Raw genomic sequence first — 19,613 nt, forward strand, 5'->3', positions numbered from 1 at the left:
ACACGGTGAAAGCAGAGGAAGTCGGCCATGGCAACGGCGCCCAGCGTCTCCTACTCGATGACGGTCCGGTTGGAGGTGCCCGCGAGCGGAACCGCCGTATCGCAGCTCACCACCGCCGTGGAGTCCTCCGGAGGCTCGGTGACCGGCCTCGACGTCACCGCTTCCGGCCACGAGAAGCTCCGGATCGACGTCACGATCGCGGCCTCCTCGACGTCCCACGCGGACGAGATCGTCGAGGAACTGCGCGGCATCGAGGGTGTGACGCTCGGCAAGGTCTCCGACCGTACGTTCCTCATGCACCTCGGCGGCAAGATCGAGATGCAGTCCAAGCACCCCATCCGCAACCGTGACGACCTGTCCATGGTCTACACGCCGGGTGTGGCCCGCGTCTGCATGGCGATCGCCGAGAACCCCGAGGACGCCCGCCGCCTCACGATCAAGCGCAACACGGTTGCGGTCGTGACGGACGGCTCCGCGGTCCTCGGCCTCGGCAACATCGGCCCGATGGCCGCCATGCCGGTCATGGAGGGCAAGGCCGCCCTCTTCAAGCGCTTCGCCGACATCGACGCCTGGCCGATCTGCCTGGACACCCAGGACACGGACGCCATCGTCGAGATCGTCAAGGCGATCGCCCCCGGCTTCGCGGGCATCAACCTCGAGGACATCTCCGCGCCGCGCTGCTTCGAGATCGAGGCCCGGCTGCGCGAGGCCCTCGACATCCCCGTCTTCCACGACGACCAGCACGGCACCGCGATCGTCGTCCTCGCCGCCCTGACCAACGCACTTCGCGTCACGAACAAGGCAATTGGCGACATCCGGGTCGTCATGTCGGGCGCCGGCGCGGCCGGTACCGCCATCCTCAAGCTGCTCCTCGCGGCGGGCGTCAAGAACGCGGTGGTGGCCGACATCCACGGCGTCGTGCACGCCGACCGCGAGGACCTGGTCGACGCCGACACCGACTCGCCGCTGCGCTGGATCGCGGACAACACCAACCCCGAGGGCCTGACCGGCACGCTCAAGGAAGCGGTCGTCGGCGCGGACGTCTTCATCGGCGTCTCGGCCCCGAACGTGCTGAACGGCGACGACGTCGCGGCCATGGCCGAGGGCGCCATCGTGTTCGCGCTCGCGAACCCGGACCCCGAGGTCGACCCCGCGATCGCCCGTCAGACGGCGGCCGTCGTGGCCACGGGCCGCTCCGACTTCCCGAACCAGATCAACAACGTCCTCGTCTTCCCGGGCGTCTTCCGTGGCCTGCTCGACGCCCAGTCGCGTACGGTCAACACGGAGATGATGCTGGCCGCGGCGACCGCCCTGGCCGACGTGGTGAGCGAGGACGAGCTCAACCCGAACTACATCATTCCGAGCGTCTTCAACGACAAGGTCGCGGGCGCCGTCGCCGGTGCCGTGCGCACCGCGGCGAAGGCCGCCGGAGTCGTTGTGACGGGGACCACGACCGCCTGAGGCCCGGCGCGTCGCGGAATGCGGGGCCCTTCCGGGCCCTCTAGGGTGGCCGGGAAGCAGGCCCCCCTAGGGCCGTCCCGCCCCCGGTGGTGGCGCCGTCCGTGTGACCCCGAGGGGTACCGGATTGGCTTTACCGCCGCTGGTGGGGGCAGGATGCGTCTTCGGGCGCGAGGGTCTGGACGACGGACCCGGGTCCTGGGCCTGACCGAGACCCTGGCAGCATCGGCTTCGCTGTTGCCCAACACGCGGCCTGTCCGCGTGGCACGCCTCAACGGCAAGAAGAACACGGGAGTACAAACATGAACCGCAGTGAGCTGGTGGCCGCGCTGGCCGACCGCGCCGAGGTGACTCGCAAGGACGCCGACGCCGTGCTGGCCGCGTTCGCCGAGACCGTCGGCGAGATCGTTGCCAAGGGCGACGAGAAGGTCACCATCCCCGGCTTCCTGACCTTCGAGCGCACCCACCGTGCCGCTCGCACCGCCCGTAACCCGCAGACCGGCGAGCCGATCAACATCCCGGCCGGTTACAGCGTGAAGGTCTCCGCGGGCTCGAAGCTCAAGGAAGCCGCCAAGGGCAAGTAAGTCTTAGGCGAGAAAGCGGTCCTCCGGGTCTCCGGGGGGCCGCTTTCGCGTGTGCGGGGTGCTGTCGCGTCGGCGGGTGCGGGTCGGCATGCGCTGCGCGCAGCCTTCGTAGGGGAAATGCGACGCGAAGCGTCTGCATTTCAGGGGCGCGGGGAACTGCGCGACCAGCCCCCGCCGGCCCGCGGGCGCCCGTGAGCCGTCAAGCCGGCAGACGCGCCAGCGTGACGTCCTCCAAGGAAGCCACGACCGTCGTACGCGGCCCGGGCGCGATCCCCGCAACCGACGGGACCGCCAGCAACCGGCACCCCGCGGAGAGCGCCGCCGCGGCCCCCGTGGGCGTGTCCTCGGCCGCCAGACACTCCTGCGGAGCCGCACCGAGCAGCTGAGCCGCCCTCAGATACGGGTCGGGATGCGGCTTGCCGCGCTCCGTGTCGCCGTTCGTCACGAGCGCCGCGAACCGTTCCACGCCGAGGACTTTGACGACCTGTTCCGCCACATGCCGCTCAGAAGCCGTCACAAGGGCCACAGGGACGCCCAGCGCCCGCGCCCCGTCCAACAGTCGCAGCGCGCCCGGCTGCACCCGCACACCGGCGGCCACGGCCGCGGTGAACTCCCGGTCGAGCCAGGCGCAGGCGTCCTCGTACGACGACGCCGTGAGCCCCTCGTCGACGCAGCGCAGCGCCGCGTCCGCGATCGTCAGACCCGCGAACGCGTCGAGCCCGGCCGGGGAGCCGGTGAAACGGCCCACCACGGCGAGCCACGCCCGCTCCGTGTCGACGAGCGTGCCGTCCATGTCGGTCAGCAGGGCGGCGGGGCGGGGAAGACGGATCACGTGAACTCTCAGGCTCTTTCGGGCGGTACGGCGACGGGGCCGCCGGATCGTCCCGGCGGCCCCGTCAACGTACGGAAGACAAGCGGCGCTTAGCCCAGCGCCTTCCCCGGAAGCTCAACCTTCGCGCCGAGTTCGACGAGCTTCTCCATGAAGTTCTCGTAACCGCGGTTGATCAGGTCGATGCCGTGCACGCGGGACGTGCCCTGCGCGGCCAGCGCCGCGATCAGGTACGAGAAGCCGCCGCGCAGGTCGGGGATGACCAGGTCGGCGCCCTCCAGCTTGGTCGGGCCCGAAACGACCGCCGAGTGCAGGAAGTTGCGCTGCCCGAACCGGCAGTCGGAACCGCCGAGGCACTCGCGGTAGAGCTGGATGTGCGCGCCCATCTGGTTCAGCGCGGAGGTGAAGCCGAGGCGGGACTCGTAGACCGTCTCGTGGACGATCGACAGGCCGGTCGCCTGCGTGAGGGCCACGACGAGCGGCTGCTGCCAGTCCGTCTGGAAGCCGGGGTGGACGTCCGTCTCCAGCGCGATGGACTTCAACTGGCCGCCCGGGTGCCAGAAGCGGATGCCCTCGTCGTCGATCTCGAAGGCGCCGCCGACCTTCCGGTACGTGTTGAGGAACGTCATCATCGAGCGCTGCTGCGCGCCGCGCACGTAGATGTTGCCCTCGGTCGCGAGCGCCGCCGAGGCCCAGGAGGCGGCCTCCAGACGGTCGGAGAGCGCGCGGTGCGTGTAGCCGCCGAGCTTGTCGACACCCGTGATGCGGATGGTGCGGTCGGTGTCCATCGCGATGATCGCGCCCATTTTCTGAAGGACGCAGATCAGGTCCTCGATCTCCGGCTCCACGGCCGCGTTCGAGAGCTCCGTGACGCCCTCGGCGAGGACGGCCGTGAGCAGGACCTGCTCGGTGGCGCCCACGGAGGGGTACGGCAGGCGGATCTTGGTGCCGCGCAGGCGCTGCGGGGCCTCCAGGTACTGGCCGTCCGCGCGCTTCTCGATCGTCGCGCCGAACTGGCGGAGCACCTCGAAGTGGAAGTCGATCGGCCGGCCGCCGATGTCGCAGCCGCCCAGGCCCGGGATGAACGCGTGACCGAGGCGGTGCAGGAGCGGGCCGCACAGCAGGATCGGGATGCGCGAGGAGCCCGCGTGCGCGTCGATGTCGGCCACGTTCGCCGACTCCACGTGCGACGGGTCCATGACCAGCTCGCCCGGCTCCTCGCCCGGGCGGACCGTCACCCCGTGCAGCTGGAGCAGTCCGCGTACGACACGGACGTCGCGGATGTCGGGGACGTTGCGCAGCCGGCTCGGAGCGCTGCCGAGCAGCGCGGCGACCATGGCCTTGGGCACGAGGTTCTTCGCGCCGCGGACACGGATCTCGCCCTCCAGCGGGGTTCCGCCGTGGACAAGCAGGACATCGTCGGTGACGGTCATGAATCTCGCGTTCCGATGAGATGGGCAGGGGGCCAAGGGACAAGGGTAAGGGCCGCCTCCCCCTGTTCCGTAAGCCCGAGGAGGGTCTGGAACCGTCATGACTTCGCTACAACACGAACCGTTCCGAATCGGGCACATGGGGTGACCGGCCCGTAGGTCCGGGCCATTCCGCTTGTCCGCCCGCTGAGCTGCGTTCACGCGGTTGTCGCGCTTGCCTCCCCGTACGGCGGGAAGATGCGGGATCATGTCTCGCATGACCGAGGTGTCCTCGCTCACAGGGCGGCTGCTCGTGGCCACACCCGCTCTCGCGGACCCGAATTTCAACCGTGCTGTCGTGCTGCTCCTCGACCACGACGAGGAGGGCTCGCTCGGCGTCGTCCTCAACCGGCCCACCCCGGTGGACGTCGGCGACATCCTGGAGGGCTGGGGCGATCTCGCCGGCGAACCCGGCGTCGTCTTCCAGGGCGGCCCCGTCTCGCTCGACTCGGCGCTCGGTGTCGCGGTCATCCCCGGCGACTCCACGGACGCCGCGCCGCTCGGCTGGCGCCGGGTGCACGGCGCGATCGGCCTCGTCGACCTGGAGACCCCGCCGGAACTGCTCGCCGCGGCCCTCGGCTCGCTGCGGATCTTCGCCGGGTACTCCGGATGGGGCCCGGGGCAGCTGGAGGGCGAGCTGACCGACGGTGCCTGGTACGTCGTCGAGTCCGAGCCCGGCGACGTCTCCGCGACCCGCCCCGAGGGGCTGTGGCGGGCGGTCCTGCGTCGCCAGCGCAGCGAGCTGGCGATGGTGGCCACCTACGCGGACGACCCCTCGCTCAACTGAGACTCTTCGCCTCGCGCGCGGGCTTAAGTACCCTTGGCGGTTATGAGCACTCTTGAGCCCGAGCGCGGGACAGGTACGGGGACCCTCGTAGAGCCGACGCCGCAGACGTCGCACGGCGACGGCGACCACGAGCGCTTCGCCCACTATGTCCAGAAGGACAAGATCATGGCGAGCGCCCTGGACGGCACGCCTGTCGTCGCGCTCTGCGGCAAGGTGTGGGTGCCGGGCCGGGACCCGAAGAAGTACCCCGTCTGTCCGATGTGCAAGGAGATCTACGAGTCCATGGGCGCCGGTGGCGACAAGGACGGCGGCAAGGACGGCGGCAAGAAGTAGCTCTGGCAGCTCTGGTTTCCGATGCGAGGCCCCTGGTGTGCGATCGCGCACGCCGGGGGCCTTTCCCGTACAGCGATTCTCGTACAGCGGTTCTCGTGCAGCGGTTCTCGGCGAGCGATTGAGGAGTGACGTGACTGACGTGAGCGGTCTCGGTGAGATGGGTCTCGTTCCGGCGCCCCGCCAAGTGGCGTGGGGGAGTGGCTCGTTCGTGCTCGGCGACGGCACGGGGATCGCGGCGGGGGAGGGCACCCGGGACACCGCGCGGTGGCTGCGCGCGACACTCGGCGCGGCGACCGGTCTTGAGCTGCCGCCGCAGGACGCCGGTGGCCCGGACGGTGTCATACGGCTGCGCGTCGATCCGGCGCTCGACGCGGAGGCGTACCGGCTGAGCGTCACCGCCGACGGTGTCGACATCGCGGGAGGCGCCCCGGCCGGTGTCTTCTGGGGCGCGCAGACGCTGCGCCAGCTCCTGGGCCCCGACGCGTACCGCAGGGCGCCGCTCGGCCCCGGCCGTGTGTGGACCCTGCCGTACGTCACCGTCGACGACGCCCCGCGCTTCCGGTGGCGCGGCACGATGCTCGACGTCTCACGGCACTTCATGCCGAAGGACGGCGTGCTGCGCTACCTCGACCTCCTCGCCGCCCACAAGCTCAACGTCTTCCACTTCCACCTCACCGACGACCAGGGCTGGCGCGTCGAGATCAAGCGGTACCCGAAGCTGACGGAGACCGGATCCTGGCGTGCGCGCACCAAGTTCGGCCACCGCGCCTCCCCTCTGTGGGAGGACAAGCCGCACGGCGGCTTCTACACCCAGGACGACATCCGCGAGATCGTCGCCTACGCCCACGCCCGGCATATCGCGGTCGTCCCCGAGATCGACCTGCCGGGCCACTCGCAGGCCGCCATCGCCGCGTATCCGGAACTCGGCAACTCCGATGTCATCGACACCACTTCCCTCCCCGTCTGGGACACCTGGGGCGTCAATCCGAACGTACTCGCCCCCACTGACAACACCCTCCGCTTCTACGAGGGCGTCTTCGAGGAGCTCCTCGACCTGTTCCCGTCCACGTTCATCCACGTGGGCGGCGACGAGTGCCCCAAGGACCAGTGGAAGCAGTCGCCGACCGCCCAAGCCCGTATCAAGGAGCTGGGGTTGGCGGACGAGGACGAGCTGCAGTCCTGGTTCATCAGGCACTTCGACACCTGGCTGAGCGAGCGCGGGCGGCGCCTCGTCGGCTGGGACGAGATCCTGGAGGGCGGCCTCGCGCCCGGCGCCGCCGTGTCGTCGTGGCGCGGCTACCGGGGCGGCATCACCGCGGCCAAGGCAGGACACGACGTCGTCATGTGCCCAGAGCAGCAGGTGTACTTGGACCACCGGCAGGCACCCGGCGAGGACGAGCCGGTGCCGATCGGTTACGTGCGCACGCTGGAGGACGTCTACCGTTTCGAGCCCGTCCCGCCGCAGCTCACCGAGGACGAGGCGCGGCACGTGCTCGGCACCCAGGCCAACCTGTGGACCGAGGTGATGGAGAGCGCGCAGCGCGTCGACTACCAGGCGTTCCCCCGGCTCTCGGCCTTCAGCGAGGTGGCGTGGAGCGAGCTGCCCGCGCCGCGGGCGCGCGACTTCGCGGACTTCGAGCGCCGAATGACCGTTCACTACCGGCGACTTGACGCGCTGGGCGTCGACTACCGGCCGCCGGGTGGCCCGTTGCCGTGGCAGCGGCGACCCGGGGTGCTCGGACGCCCGATCGAAGGGGCACCCCCGAACGTGTGAGCCGGGGGTGCGCACGGCGTGTTCCTGCGGGGCTCCGCGGGGACGCGCCGCCCACCCGGAATGAGCAGTCCTTATGCCATCCCTACGTCGCTCATATGTCGCCGAAGAGTGCCAATTCCCGCGCACCGGCGAAGTGGTGGGATATCGGTCATCTCCCAGGTGGAAGGGGCGAATGTCTCCTACCGGACCCCCTCGCCGGGCACGCGGGAAGATGTGCCAGAGTTGCCACGTCCGGCCTGTCAGCACGTACCGTACGGCGGAACAGGCGTAACGGCGGTAACGGCTCTCACGCGGCAGACCACGCGGAGATCGCCGGGGCGTCGGCCCACGCGGCCGGACATCGGGAAGGGGCAGCCGGTTTGACCACGCACGCACCGCAGGCGACACAGGCCGCGGTACTTCCGGGTTCGCTGGACGAGGCCGTCGCGGCGCTTGCCGCCATGCCCGCGGCCGTGCCCGTGGCCGGAGGCACCGACCTCATGGCCCAGGTCAACGCGGGTCAACTCCGTCCCGCGGCGCTCGTCGGCCTCGGCCGCATCAGCGAGATCCGCGGCTGGCAGTACCAGGACGGGCACGCGCTGCTCGGCGCCGGACTCACGCACGCGCGGATGGGCCGCCCCGACTTCGCCGCGCTCATCCCCGCCCTCGCGGCAGCCTCGCGCGCCGCGGGCCCGCCGCAGATCCGCAACGCGGGCACCCTCGGCGGCAACATCGCCTCCGCCGCGCCGACCAACGACACGCTGCCCGTGCTGGCCGCCCTGGAAGCCACGTTGATCATCGCGGGGCAGGGCGGCGCGCGCCGCGAGGTGCCCGTCTCGCACCTGCTGGCCGGCATGGAGATGCTGCGCCCCGGCGAGCTGATCGGCTTCGTCCGCGTGCCGCTGCTGCACGCGCCGCAGGTCTTCCTGAAGGCGACGGGACGCACCGGCCCCGGCCGGGCCACGGCGTCCGTCGCGCTCGTCCTCGACCCGGCCAGGCGCGGGGTGCGCTGCGCCGTCGGCGCCATCGCGCCGATGCCGCTGCGGCCCCTGGAGGCCGAGCAGTGGGTGGCCTCGCTCATCGACTGGGACGGCGAGCGCGGGGCGCTGGTGCCGGAGGCGCTCCAGGCGTTCGGCGAGTACGTCGCCGCGGCCTGCATCCCCGACCCGGCCCCCGCACCGGACGGCACGCAGCAGCCGCTGCCGTCCGCCGTACTGCATCTGCGGCGCACCGTCGCCGTGCTGGCCCGACGTGCACTTGGGAGGGCGCTGTCGTGACGAACCCCGGTACCGGTGCCCCGGGGGCGGACGGCTGGAAGCCGCTGCCCCAGGGCGAGTACGACTCCGACGCCACGGCCTTCGTACAGCTGCCGCCCGAGGGCTTCCCGGACGCGGCACCGCTCGCCGCGCCCGGCCACGGCTACGTACCGCCGCAGATGACGGTGAGCCCGGCCACGGGTGCCGCCGCGACCGACCCCGCGGCGACCGGCGTGTGGGTGCTGCCGCAGGACCTGATCGCCCCCGCCTCGGGCGCGGGCGGTGACGCGTCGCAGGTCGGCGCGGCGCCCGTCAGCTGGCCCGTGGCGAACCAGGAGCCGTACGAAGAGCCGTACGAAGAGCCGCGCCACGAGGGCGCGTACCAGGCGGGTCCCGGGCAGACCGGGCAGTGGTCGATCCCCGTGGCGAACGGTGATCTCCCGGACGAATCGGGCGAGTTCACGCAGTCGTCGCTCGCCGCGCAGTGGGGCGACCGGACGCCGCCGCCCACGCTGCCGGGCGGCGCGCCCGCGCCGTGGGCGTCGGAGCCGTGGGCACAGCCGGAGGCCGCCGAGGCGCCTTCGGAGCCGGAACCCGAGCCGGTCGCGGAGGTCGTACCCGAGCCGGTCGCGGAGGTCGTACCCGACCCGGTCGAGGCGGCCGTACCCGAGCCGGTCGAGGCGGCTGCCGGGGTCCCCGAACCCGCTGAGCCCGCGGACTCCACCGAAGATGCCGAAGCGCCTGCTGAGGGCGCTGACGCCGCTGAGGGCACGGATGAAGCCGAGGCCGCCGAAGCCGCCGAGGTCACGGAGACCGCGCCCGACCCCTCCGCCGCCCTCCCGCTCCACGACGACCACCCCCTCGTCAGCTACGTCCTGCGCGTGAACGGCACCGACCGCCCCGTCACCGACGCCTGGATCGGCGAGTCGCTCCTGTACGTGCTGCGCGAGCGGCTCGGCCTCGCGGGCGCCAAGGACGGCTGCTCGCAGGGCGAGTGCGGCGCGTGCAACGTCCAGGTGGACGGCCGCCTCGTCGCCTCCTGCCTCGTACCGTCGGCGACCGCGGCAGGCAGCGAAGTCCGTACGGTCGAGGGCCTGGCCGAGGACGGACAGCCCTCGGACGTGCAGCGCGCGCTGGCCGCGTGCGGCGCCGTCCAGTGCGGATTCTGCGTCCCCGGCATGGCGATGACCGTCCACGACCTGCTGGAGGGGAACCCGAACCCCACCGACCTCGAGACCCGGCAGGCCCTGTGCGGCAACCTCTGCCGCTGCTCCGGCTACCGCGGCGTGCTCGACGCGGTGCGCCAGGTGTCGGCCGAGCGGAAGGCGTCCGCCGACGACGCGGCGGAGCCGGCCGACGACGAGCTCCGCATTCCGCACCAGGCGGGACCGGCCCATGGTGAGCTGTTCCAGGACGGAGGCCAGGCGTGACGACCGAGACCAACGGGTCGACCGGGATGATCCCCGAGGCGGCCGGCGCCCCGGAGCCGGAGGGCATCCCGCACGGTCTGGGCACGACGCTCCCGTCGGTGGAGGCGCGCGCCAAGGCCGAGGGCACGTTCCCGTACGCCGCCGACCTGTGGGCCGAAGGGCTGCTCTGGGCGGCGATCCTGCGCTCACCGCACGCGCACGCGCGCGTGGTCTCCATCGACACGACCCACGCGCGCGAGATGCCCGGCGTCCGCGCGGTCGTCACGCACGAGGACGTCCCCGGCGGCCCGCTCTCCGGCCACCGCACGGCGGACCGCCCGGTGTTCGCCTCCGATGTCGTACGCCACCACGGCGAGGCCCTCGCGGCCGTGGCCGCCGACCACCCGGACACGGCGCGCATGGCGGCGGCGGCCATCATCGTCGAGTACGAGGTCCTGGAGCCGGTCACCGACCCCGAGCAGTCGTTCGCGGCCGAGCCCCTGCACCCCGACGGCAACCTGATCCGCCACATCCCGCTGCGCCACGGCGACGCCGACGCGACGGGCGAGGTGATCGTCGAGGGCCTGTACCGCATCGGCCGCCAGGACCCGGCGCCCATCGGCGCCGAGGCCGGCCTCGCCGTGCCGCGCCCCGACGGCGGCGTCGAGCTGTACATCGCCTCCACCGACCCGCACGGCGACCGGGATCTCGCGGCGGCCCGCTACGGCCTGGAGCCGGACCGCGTGAAGGTCGTCGTCACCGGCGTCGCGGGCGCGACGGCGGACCGCGAGGACCCGAGCTTCCACCTCCCGCTCGGCCTGCTCGCGCTGAGAACCGGCTGCCCGGTCAAGCTCACGGCGACCCGCGAGGAGTCCTTCCTCGGCCATCCGCACCGCCACCCCACCCTCCTGCGCTACCGCCACCACGCGGACGCGGACGGCAAGCTGGTGAAGGTGGAGGCACAGATCCTGCTCGACGGCGGCGCGTACGCGGACACGTCGTCGGACGCCCTCGCCGCGGCCGTCGCCTTCGCCTGCGGCCCGTACGTGGTGCCGCACGCCTCCATCGAAGGCTGGGCGGTGCGGACCAACAACCCGCCCTCCGGTCACGTACGAGGAGAAGGCGCACTCCAGGTGTGCGCGGCCTACGAGGCCCAGATGGACAAGCTGGCGAAGAAGTTGGGCGTCGACCCGGCGGAGCTGCGCATGCGCAACGTCCTGGCGACGGGTGACGTCCTCCCGACCGGCCAGACGGTGACGTGCCCGGCCCCCGTGGCCGAACTCCTCGACGCCGTACGGGAGTTCCCGCTCCCGCCCCTCCCCAAGGACACCCCGGAGGAGGACTGGCTGCTGCCCGGCGGCCCCGAGGGCGCGGGCGAACCGGGTGCGGTCCGGCGCGGCGTCGGCTACGGCATCGGCATGGTGCACATGCTCGGCGCCGAGGGCGCGGACGAGGTCTCGACGGCCACGGTCAAGGTCCACAACGGCGTGGCGACCGTCATCTGCGCGGCGGTCGAGACCGGCCAGGGCTTCATCACCCTCGCCCGCCAGATCGTGCAGGACACGCTCGGCATCGACGAGGTGCACGTCGCGCCCGTCGACACGGACCAGCCGCCGGCCGGCCCCGGCAGCCGCGGCCGCCACACGTGGGTGTCGGGCGGTGCGGTCGAACGTGCGGCGAAGATGGTCCGCACGCAGCTCCTCCAGCCGCTGGCCCACAAGTTCGGCATGTCCACGGAGCTGCTCCAGATCGCCGACGGCAAGATCACCTCGTACGACGGTGTCCTGTCGACGACGGTCGAGGAGGCCATGGAGGGCAAGGAACTCTGGGCCACCGCCCAGTGCCGCCCGCACCCCACGGAGCCCCTGGACGCGACCGGCCAGGGCGACGCCTTCGTGGGCCTCGCCTTCTGCGCGATCCGCGCGGTGGTCGACGTGGACATCGAGATCGGTTCCGTACGCGTCGTCGAACTGGCGGTCGCGCAGGACGTCGGCCGCGTCCTGAACCCCGGCCAGCTCGCGGCCCGCATCGAGGCCGGCGTCACCCAGGGCGTCGGCGCGGCCCTCACGGAGAACCTCCGCACCCCGCAGGGCATCGTCCGCCGCCCCGACCTCACCGGATACGCCCTCCCCACCTCGCTCGACGCCCCCGACATCCGCATCGTCAAGCTCGTCGAGGAGCGCGACGTGGTGGCCCCCTTCGGGGCGAAGGCGGCCAGCGCGGTCCCGGTCGTGGCGTCCCCCGCGGCGGTGGCCTCAGCGGTCCGCGCGGCGACGGGCCGCCCCGTCAACCGCCTGCCGATCCGCCCGCAGGCGGCGGTGGTGACGCCGGAGCCGGCGGAGTCAACGGCCTGACCTGGCAGGGCAGTTGGCCCGCCGGTTGGGCCCCTCTGCTCGCCTGACATCTCCTGCGCGAACCGTTACGTTCCGTGGCGTTCTGTGACGTGATCTGCGTTGCCTCTGCCCTGGGGCTCCTGTGAACTGTCAGTGCGGCTGGCTAAAGTTGATACGGATTTTGCTCGCGACGGCCGATCGCGGCAGGGGCCGTACGGGGACGCGGAACGGGGAGGACGTACGCGATGGCGGACGACAAGGGTGGCGGCGGTGGCGGTACCGGGGGCGGCTGGCTGTCCGGTGTGTTCGACGCGGCGCAGGACGCGGTCGGGGACATCGTCACGGAGCTGGAGTCGTTCACCAAGTTCCAGCAGCGGGTCGATCAGCTGATCAAGGACTTGAAGGGGTCGCCCGCCGGGCCGCAGAAGGTCGGCCAAGAGGCGCTGGCACGACACCAGTTCGGCGGCGGCGACGGCGGATTCAAGGAGGCCTCCGGCCTCTACACGTCGTACGCGTCGGTGATCAGCGAGCTGGAGAACCTCTCGAAGCTGCTGTCCGACTCCATAGAGGGCATGGGCATCGCGGTCCTCGCCTCGCACAAGGGCTACGCGAACATCGACGACGACGTCCGGCGCCGGATGCAGGCCATCAGCGCCGAGACGACGAAGCACTACGGCGGGGAGTACGAGCCGCCGACGCACAAGAAGAGCGACGACGGCTCGACCGGCGGTGCCGACCAGGGCAGTTCTTCGGACGGCTCTTCGGGTGCCTCTTCAGGAGGCCCTTCCGGCGGCGACACGGCCGGCGGTTCGGGCGGCGATTCGGGTGGAGCGATCTGATGGCGGAAGCACCGATTGACGGCGGCAGCGGCGGCACCGGAGGCACGCAGTTCACGGGCCTCACCCACGAACAGATGCTGGAGTGGCTCGACCAGGCCAACAGCGGAGAGGTCCAGGCGGCGGCGGACCGGCTCGCGGCCGCCGCGAAGGAGATCCACAAGATCGCGGACGACCTCAAGATCCGTCCGCAGTGGGTGACATGGAAGGGCGAGGGCGCGGAGGCGTTCCGCGGCTGGGCCTCCGACCTCGCCAACGCGACGGTCAGACTCGGCGACTTCAGCCAGGACTCGGCCAAGTGGATGGGGCAGGCGGCCACCGCGATCGGCACCGCGCAGGCATCCATCCCCCGCGACAAGCCGAGCGCCCAGGCGAACCTCGACGCGGCGCAGGCCGCGCACAACGACCCGGACGCCCGGTCGATCGCGTCCAAGTCGTCGAGCGAACTCGCCGCGCTGAAGGCGGACCAGGAGAAGGTGCGGCTCGAGGCGGCGGCGGAGATGACGAAGCTGGGGCAGTCGTACGCGCTGTCCGCTTCCCAGATGGACGCGCTGGAGCGGCCCAAGTTTCCACCGCCGCCCACCGCCTTCGTGCCGCCGAGGGACGAGTCGACCGACCTGGCTCGCCCGGGTGCCGGTACGGGCGGTGCGGGTGCGGGTGCGTCGACGGTCGGCGGTTCGGCCGGAGCGGCTGCGGGGACAAGCGGCCACACGGCAGTCGGAGCCGCCGCTGCGCACGCGGAGACGGGCGCGTCCGGCGCCGTGTCCGGTCTCCCCGCGGCCTCTGCACGCCCTGAAGTTCCCGAGACCCCTACCCACATGGGGATCGACTCCGTCGGCACCCTGCCGGATGCCCGTACGACGGCCCCCGCTCCGTCTCAGGGAATCTCCCCGCTGGCTCCCCAGACCGGAGGAGGCAGCAATCCGGTGGCTCCGCCGGGGATGTTGCCGCCTGCCTTCGGAAACGCGGGAACGCGGCCGCCTGCGCTCGGGCGTGCCACGGGACCCGGCCTCACCGGGCGCGGAGGCACCACACCGGTGAGCGGGGGGACGGGGCGGACTGCCACGCCCTCCGCGTCGGGGAGCACGGGACGCCCCACGACCCCGGGGGTGCGCGGAGGCCAGCCGATGCCGGCGCAGGGCGCCTCGGCCGCGGGACGAGCGGGCGCCAAGGGAGCACCTGGCCGGGTGCCGGCCAACGGAGTCACAGGCGGACGCCCCCAGCCCACAACGAGCAAGCCTGCCAAGGGAATTCCGCGTGGCTCGGTGGTCGGCGGCCGGCCCGCGGGCGGTGGCCGGGGCGCGACGGGGCAGGGAGCAGCCGGTGGCCGGTCCGTCCCGACGGCCGGTGGCGGCGCCGCCGGCCAGCGAGGTACCGGCTCCAGCAGGCGCGTCACCGGAGCTTCTGCCGAGAAGGGCGGAATCGTGGGAGGCCGTGGCCAGCAGCAGGGCCGCTCCGGGGCTCGTTCCTTCAGCCCCGGAGGCTCGGGGCTGGTCCGTGGGCAGGGCGCCGCGGGCGGGCCGTCGGACGGCACGCAGGGTTCCGGCCAGTCCGGGCGCACGACCGGTGCGGGTGCGGCTCCGCACGGCGCTCGCCCGGGTTCCCGTCGAGACGACCAGCGGGACGGCCGCCCCGACTACCTGACCGAGGACGAGGCCACATGGCGGCCCGACGACCGCCGGGCCGTACCGTCTGTGGTCGACGACACGACGAAGAACGACGAGAGGTAGACCAGAACGATGCCCACCCTCAGCACTCGACGCCGCGGCGCGGCAGCCACGGCTCTGCTCGGTGCGCTGCTGGTGGGCACGGCTGCGGTTCCGGCCCACGCTGATACGACGCGCTCCCAACAGTGGTTTCTCGATGCCATGCAGGCCGAGAAGATGTGGAAGACGAGCACGGGCGAAGGTGTCACCGTCGCCGTCATCGACACGGGCGTGGACGCCGGCAATCCGGACTTGAAAGGCCGAGTGCTGGACGGCTTGGACCTCGCCTCCAACCTGGAGAAGGGCGACGAGCACAGCGACTACGACGGGCACGGCACGGGCATGGCGGGCCTGATCGCAGGCACCGGTGCCTACGACGGCGGCAAGGGGGCATTCGGTCTCGCGCCGGGTGCGAAGATCCTGCCGATCCGGATGCCCGACATCAGCAAGGGTGTCCTGCCCTTCGAAGAGAGCACCCAGCTCGTCAAAGCCATCCGGTATGCGGCGGATTCCGGTGCGAAGGTCATCAACATCTCCCTGGGCGGATCGAGCACCGAGCTCACTGCCTTGGCGCCGGCGGTGAAGTACGCACTGGACAAGGGCTCCTTGGTGTTCGCCGCTTCAGGAAACAGCGGCGACAAAGCCAACAAGGTGGAGTACCCGGCAGCCACCCCGGGAGTCGTGGCTGTCGGCGCCGTGGGGCAGGACCTCCACCGGGCCAAGTTCTCCACGCACGGGCCTCAAGTAGACCTGTCGGCACCAGGTGTCGACATGGTTCACGCGTGTGGAGGTTCCACCGGGCTCTGCAAATCCGAGGGCACCAGTGACGCCACCGCCATCGCCTCCGCCAGCGCCGCCCTCATCTGGGCCGCGCACCCCGACTGGACCAACAACCAGGTCCTGCGCGTCATGCTCAACACGATCGGCGGGCCGACGGACGGGGCGAAGCGCAACGACTCCATCGGGTACGGGATCGTACGGCCGCGCGTCGCGCTGAAGACGCCGGGGGATCCGGGGCCGGCGGACAAGTTCCCGATGGCGGACTATCCCGGCGCTGCCAAGTCGTCGCCGTCGTCGGAGTCATCGACGGGGTCCGGTGCCGAGGCCTCGGACGGCGGAGGTGCCACGGAGAGTTCGACCAGGTCCGGGGGCGGAAACATCGGGCTGTGGGTAGGAGGGGGAATCGCCGCTGTCGTGATCGCCGGCGGCGCCGCCGCCCTCGCGATCACCCGGAGGCGCCGACGCGATCATCAGCAACTGCCGCCCACCGCCACGCCGATGCAGCCTCCGTACGCTCCTTACGGGGGTCAACTTCCGTACGGGAACCAGCAGTTCACAGGTCAAGGGCAGCAGCCGTACGGATCGACTCAGGGAAACCGTCCCGACGGATCGCAGCAGGGTCTCCCTTAGCCGCGACGGGGCCCCCTCGTCACGGTGACGGTTTGGGAAGGTGTTTCGGCAATCGGGCTTCGGCCAGGCACCCCAGTTGGCTGGCGAATTTCCTCGAAATCGAATTCAGGATCGCCATCCTCTCGTTCTCGGTGCTGTGGACTTTCATTTGGTTTGCCGAGCTGTACATCGCGGCATCAATGAATTTCGAACCGTCTGCTTTGCTGGCCTCTCGGCACTCAAAGTAGAGCGAGGTAGAGTTCCCATCTCCAGCGTAGGCGATGGAGCCCACGGGATAGAAAGTCCTCTCTGTCGCGTCTTCAAGCCCCTTGCGTGTCGGCGTGCGCTTGACGCCAATGAAATCAATCTGGAGCAACGGGTGCCCGGATTTGTCGGAAGCCTTGTAGACGTTGCATTGAGTGCGCTGCGTGGTTTCGGTGCTGAGGTGCTTGCCGGCTCGCGCGAGCGAAAACTTATTCGGTTCGCCGAAGTCGTTCTTTCCCGGCAGTTCCTGAAACTTCGTGGTGCCGGAGATCTTCTCCAAGGCAGCTGCCGATTCACGGTCGAGTGACTCGTCGCAGAGCTTGTCGGCCGAGACGCCGCTGACGCCATCGGACTTCCCGTTCGAGCAGCCGGAAATTATCACCATTCCCACGACTGCACCGAGGGCGAAAATTCGGCCACGACCCCTTGGGGTGTACATTCGCATTGTCCATCAATCCTTGTACGGAGCGCGACCTCGGAAATCGTCCTCGTCTGAGCCGGTCGACGTGTACATCGTCTTGATTTGCTGAAGGGTTTGGTTGCGATCCGCTTCCCCTCCGGCCTTCTCGTAATTGCTGAAGTAGTGCTCGTAGCTCTTCCCCAGCTCGTCCGTTCCTTTTCCGTAGAATTGCTGGCTGGTGAGTTGGCTCTGCTGGTCGGGATCCTTCTCGGCATCGTCCACGCCCTGGTCGATCTGCTGCCCGATGAAGGTATTGACCGCCTCGCCAACCGTGTCCGCGGCGAGAGGTGCAATGACCAGTGCGGCGGCGCTGGTTCCAGGGAGAGGGATGGCGGCAACGCCTCCACCGACCACCGCGCCCGCGCCGAACTTGATCCATTCTGCCGAGCGGCCGAGTGATTTGTTCGCCTCGGTGGAGGACTCACCGAAATCAGTGGTCGCCTGCTGCACTCGTGAGTGGTCCAAGATTCCGCGTGCCTCGGCCTCCATGGACAGTGCGTCTACGCCACGGTCGTAACGTGCATCGCTCGTTGGCGGGTTCGCATCGAGAAGGCTCAACGTGTACAGGTGCTGCGAGGCGGACATGATCTTGTGGGAGGTTTCGTTCTGTCCCATCACGCTGAGGAAATTGATGGCTCCCTGGTTGCCGAAGTCGGCCCGCCCGGCATATCTGGCAGGGAAGTCGCCGGCGTCTTTGCCGTGATCGCCGAGTCCTGACATCGCATAGTTGAGGTCGTCGGTGTAGGCCCCGCCCATTGTGCCGAGACTGTCCGCGAGTTCGGGCTGTTTGTGCAGCATTTCGGGCCCGTCTTCGCTGCCGTACAGGTACACGACCTGTTCCATGACGCCGGCTGTGGCCGCTGTGCGGTGCACTCCGGACGGAACCTGCTTCGGGTCGTCCGTGTAGGGGAAGCCGAGCGTTGCCGACTCCAGAGCGTGCCCGAGGGCGTCGCGACCGGCGACGATCTTGTGGTTGCCGTCGAGGGTGGGGTCGGCTGCCCAGATCCGGTCCTTCGTCAGGTACTTGAGGTGCTCATTGACCTCTGAGTCCTTGTTGACCGTGGAGCCGGCGCCGTCGGGTTGGGCGAAGAATTGTGTCGAGGCGTCGGGGTTGTTTCCGAGCGCCTCGAGGAACCCCGTCATCGGGTCCCGGCCCCGGTCGTCCTTGCCCCAGTAGTTGAGGTCGCCCTGGTTCCAGTTGTTGATCCAGGGGTTCATGTCCTTGACGTTGCGTTCCTTGTCGTACGCGATGAGCTTGTCGCCGTAGTCGTTGAGGAACTGGTCGTCGTAGTTGCCGAACCGCATCAGGTTGCTCATGACCGCGAAGCCGCGGGGGTTGTTGGCGTCGTCGGTGCCGAGTTCGTTCGGGCCCATGCTGACCACCTGCTTCTCCCAGCTGCGCATGTTGGCGCTGTCGGAGAGGGTGGCGGTGCCGAGGGTGATGCCCAGGTTCTTCTGCAGCTGTTTGGCCTGCTCGTAGCGCTTGGGGTCGTAGCTCGCCTGATAGGGGTCGGCGATTCCGGCGTAGAAGGACATGACCTTCTTGGGGCCGACATCGACCGCGAACTGTTCGGCGAAGAGGGGGTCCTTCCCGTACTTCGCCATGCTGGCGTTGAGCGACGCCAGTTCCGTGTTGGAGACGTCGTGCGGGTCCTTGCGGGCGATCTTGGCCGCCTCTTCGGCCGCCTTGATCGCGCCGGCCGCCTCGTCACGGTCCTTGTAACTGGCGTCGGAGAAGCCGAGCTCGGCGTGGTCGACGATCAGCCGCAGGGCCTTGGAAGCGGTGCTGTCGCTTTCGATCGCCTTCTTGAGAATGTTCTGGATGTCGTCGCGCAAGGCATTCGCTCCTGCCTTCGCGCCTTCCGGGTCGGTCGTGGGGTTCGGGGTGACGGTGAACGAGCCGCTGCCCGTGTCCACGACCGTGTAGTTCTTGGCGTTCTCGATCGCCGTGTTCAACTGCTGCTTGTACGTGGCGAGTTCGCCTCGCGTGTCCTTGATGATGCGCGTGACCGTCTGGGCCTGGGTGTGCGCGTCGTCGAACTCGCCGGCCGTCTTGTCCACGAACTCGCGTGTGACGGTGGCGTTCATGCCCGCCCACTTCGCCGAGTCCGCTTTCTTCTTCAGGTGGTCGCGGGCGTCGGAGGCGACTTCCTTGAGGTCACTCGTCATCTTCTCCCAGCGCTCGATGGCGTCGTCCAGCTTGGAGAAGTTGAGATGGCGCAGCGCGTCGAGGTCCATTACTTGCCCGTGGTCCTCTCGTCGAATCCCTTGTCCAGGGTCGAGATGCTGCTGATCACGCCTTCGATGTAGACCTCGTCCTTGGCGTGGATGCTCTGCGTGACGTGCAAGTGGTTGGCGATGTGGGCGGATGCGTCCAGCAGCGATTGCACCTGGTCGACCCAGTGCACCGCGACATGGTCGATCGCGGCGCCGAGTTCGAAGCCGTCGCTCGTCTTCATGCTGTCCACGACGCTCATGGACGCGAGCCGGGCCTTGTCGCTGGCCTCGTCGAACTTCTTGTGCAGCTCACGCGCGGCGTTACCCACGGCGATGAGGTCCGTGTTCGAGGCCTTGAGATCGCCGTACGAGCTCGGGCCGCCTCCGCCCGGTTCCACCGGAATGCTGTTGAGCTGCATTCGCGTGGACTGCCGGTGCGCCGCGTCGGCCTTCAGTTGCTCCCACTCATCCCACGCCATGGGTGCCGCCTTCCCCCGTGTGACTGTTTGTTTCCGCGGCCGGTGGACGCG

Annotated in this window: 16 protein-coding genes; 11 read left to right on the forward strand and 5 right to left on the reverse strand. The window is 70.2% G+C overall.

What is annotated here, in order from left to right:
* The first annotated feature begins 27 nt into the window (after positions 1 to 27).
* Positions 28 to 1,461, forward strand: a complete 1,434-nt coding sequence (locus AB0L37_RS08560; protein WP_365501761.1) for an NAD-dependent malic enzyme — start codon at positions 28 to 30, stop codon at positions 1,459 to 1,461.
* 299 nt (positions 1,462 to 1,760) lie between these two features.
* Positions 1,761 to 2,042: an HU family DNA-binding protein gene (locus tag AB0L37_RS08565; RefSeq protein WP_016645140.1), complete on the forward strand. Its 282-nt coding sequence runs from the start codon at positions 1,761 to 1,763 to the stop codon at positions 2,040 to 2,042.
* Positions 2,043 to 2,241: 199 nt separating this feature from the next.
* On the opposite strand, the gene AB0L37_RS08570 is transcribed toward AB0L37_RS08565, so the two are convergent.
* Together AB0L37_RS08570 and murA are read right to left on the reverse strand one after the other, a co-directional pair.
* Positions 2,242 to 2,874 (reverse strand): HAD family phosphatase, encoded by a 633-nt coding sequence (locus AB0L37_RS08570; protein ID WP_365501763.1) that lies wholly within the window; start codon positions 2,872 to 2,874, stop codon positions 2,242 to 2,244.
* Positions 2,875 to 2,963: 89 nt separating this feature from the next.
* A complete protein-coding gene (gene murA, locus AB0L37_RS08575; protein WP_255976127.1) occupies positions 2,964 to 4,304 on the reverse strand; it encodes a UDP-N-acetylglucosamine 1-carboxyvinyltransferase in 1,341 nt (446 codons plus the stop codon).
* 253 nt (positions 4,305 to 4,557) lie between these two features.
* On the opposite strand from murA, the gene AB0L37_RS08580 reads away from it, so the two are divergent.
* The 9 genes from AB0L37_RS08580 (at position 4,558) to mycP (ending at position 16,163) form a co-directional block, all read left to right on the forward strand.
* Complete coding sequence (locus AB0L37_RS08580; RefSeq protein ID WP_365501765.1) at positions 4,558 to 5,127, forward strand: YqgE/AlgH family protein; 570 nt, start codon at positions 4,558 to 4,560, stop codon at positions 5,125 to 5,127.
* A gap of 42 nt (positions 5,128 to 5,169) precedes the next feature.
* The gene (locus AB0L37_RS08585) at positions 5,170 to 5,460 is read left to right on the forward strand and encodes a DUF3039 domain-containing protein (RefSeq protein ID WP_255976123.1); all 291 of its coding nucleotides are present in this window, start codon (positions 5,170 to 5,172) and stop codon (positions 5,458 to 5,460) included.
* Between the two features lie 157 nt (positions 5,461 to 5,617).
* Positions 5,618 to 7,234, forward strand: a complete 1,617-nt coding sequence (locus AB0L37_RS08590; protein WP_365502109.1) for a beta-N-acetylhexosaminidase — start codon at positions 5,618 to 5,620, stop codon at positions 7,232 to 7,234.
* A 359-nt stretch (positions 7,235 to 7,593) separates the two neighbouring features.
* Positions 7,594 to 8,490: an FAD binding domain-containing protein gene (locus tag AB0L37_RS08595; protein ID WP_365501768.1), complete on the forward strand. Its 897-nt coding sequence runs from the start codon at positions 7,594 to 7,596 to the stop codon at positions 8,488 to 8,490.
* Positions 8,487 to 9,899, forward strand: coding sequence for a 2Fe-2S iron-sulfur cluster-binding protein (locus AB0L37_RS08600; RefSeq protein ID WP_365501770.1), 1,413 nt, complete (start codon positions 8,487 to 8,489; stop codon positions 9,897 to 9,899). Before AB0L37_RS08595 ends, AB0L37_RS08600 begins: the two co-directional genes overlap by 4 nt.
* A 26-nt stretch (positions 9,900 to 9,925) precedes the next feature.
* Positions 9,926 to 12,232 (forward strand): molybdopterin cofactor-binding domain-containing protein, encoded by a 2,307-nt coding sequence (locus AB0L37_RS08605; protein ID WP_365502111.1) that lies wholly within the window; start codon positions 9,926 to 9,928, stop codon positions 12,230 to 12,232.
* Between the two features lie 224 nt (positions 12,233 to 12,456).
* The gene (locus AB0L37_RS08610; protein WP_365501772.1) at positions 12,457 to 13,050 is read left to right on the forward strand and encodes a hypothetical protein; all 594 of its coding nucleotides are present in this window, start codon (positions 12,457 to 12,459) and stop codon (positions 13,048 to 13,050) included.
* Positions 13,050 to 14,777, forward strand: a complete 1,728-nt coding sequence (locus tag AB0L37_RS08615; RefSeq protein ID WP_365501774.1) for a translation initiation factor IF-2 — start codon at positions 13,050 to 13,052, stop codon at positions 14,775 to 14,777. Before AB0L37_RS08610 ends, AB0L37_RS08615 begins: the two co-directional genes overlap by 1 nt.
* Before the next feature lie 9 nt (positions 14,778 to 14,786).
* Entirely contained in the window at positions 14,787 to 16,163 is a 1,377-nt protein-coding gene (gene mycP / locus AB0L37_RS08620) for a type VII secretion-associated serine protease mycosin (protein WP_365501776.1), read from the forward strand.
* 19 nt (positions 16,164 to 16,182) lie between these two features.
* Here the strand turns inward: mycP and AB0L37_RS08625 are convergent, their stop codons facing one another.
* Genes AB0L37_RS08625 through AB0L37_RS08635 form a run of 3 tightly spaced genes read right to left on the reverse strand, consistent with a single transcriptional unit; the run spans position 16,183 to position 19,562 of the window.
* Positions 16,183 to 16,797: a hypothetical protein gene (locus AB0L37_RS08625; protein ID WP_365501778.1), complete on the reverse strand. Its 615-nt coding sequence runs from the start codon at positions 16,795 to 16,797 to the stop codon at positions 16,183 to 16,185.
* A gap of 60 nt (positions 16,798 to 16,857) precedes the next feature.
* Positions 16,858 to 19,104 (reverse strand): DUF6571 family protein, encoded by a 2,247-nt coding sequence (locus AB0L37_RS08630; protein ID WP_365501780.1) that lies wholly within the window; start codon positions 19,102 to 19,104, stop codon positions 16,858 to 16,860.
* Entirely contained in the window at positions 19,104 to 19,562 is a 459-nt protein-coding gene (locus tag AB0L37_RS08635) for a hypothetical protein (protein ID WP_365501782.1), read from the reverse strand. Before AB0L37_RS08635 ends, AB0L37_RS08630 begins: the two co-directional genes overlap by 1 nt.
* Positions 19,563 to 19,613: the final 51 nt, after the last annotated feature.

It is taken from the genome of Streptomyces sp. NPDC052225 (assembly GCF_040679615.1).
Lineage (GTDB): Bacteria > Actinomycetota > Actinomycetes > Streptomycetales > Streptomycetaceae > Streptomyces.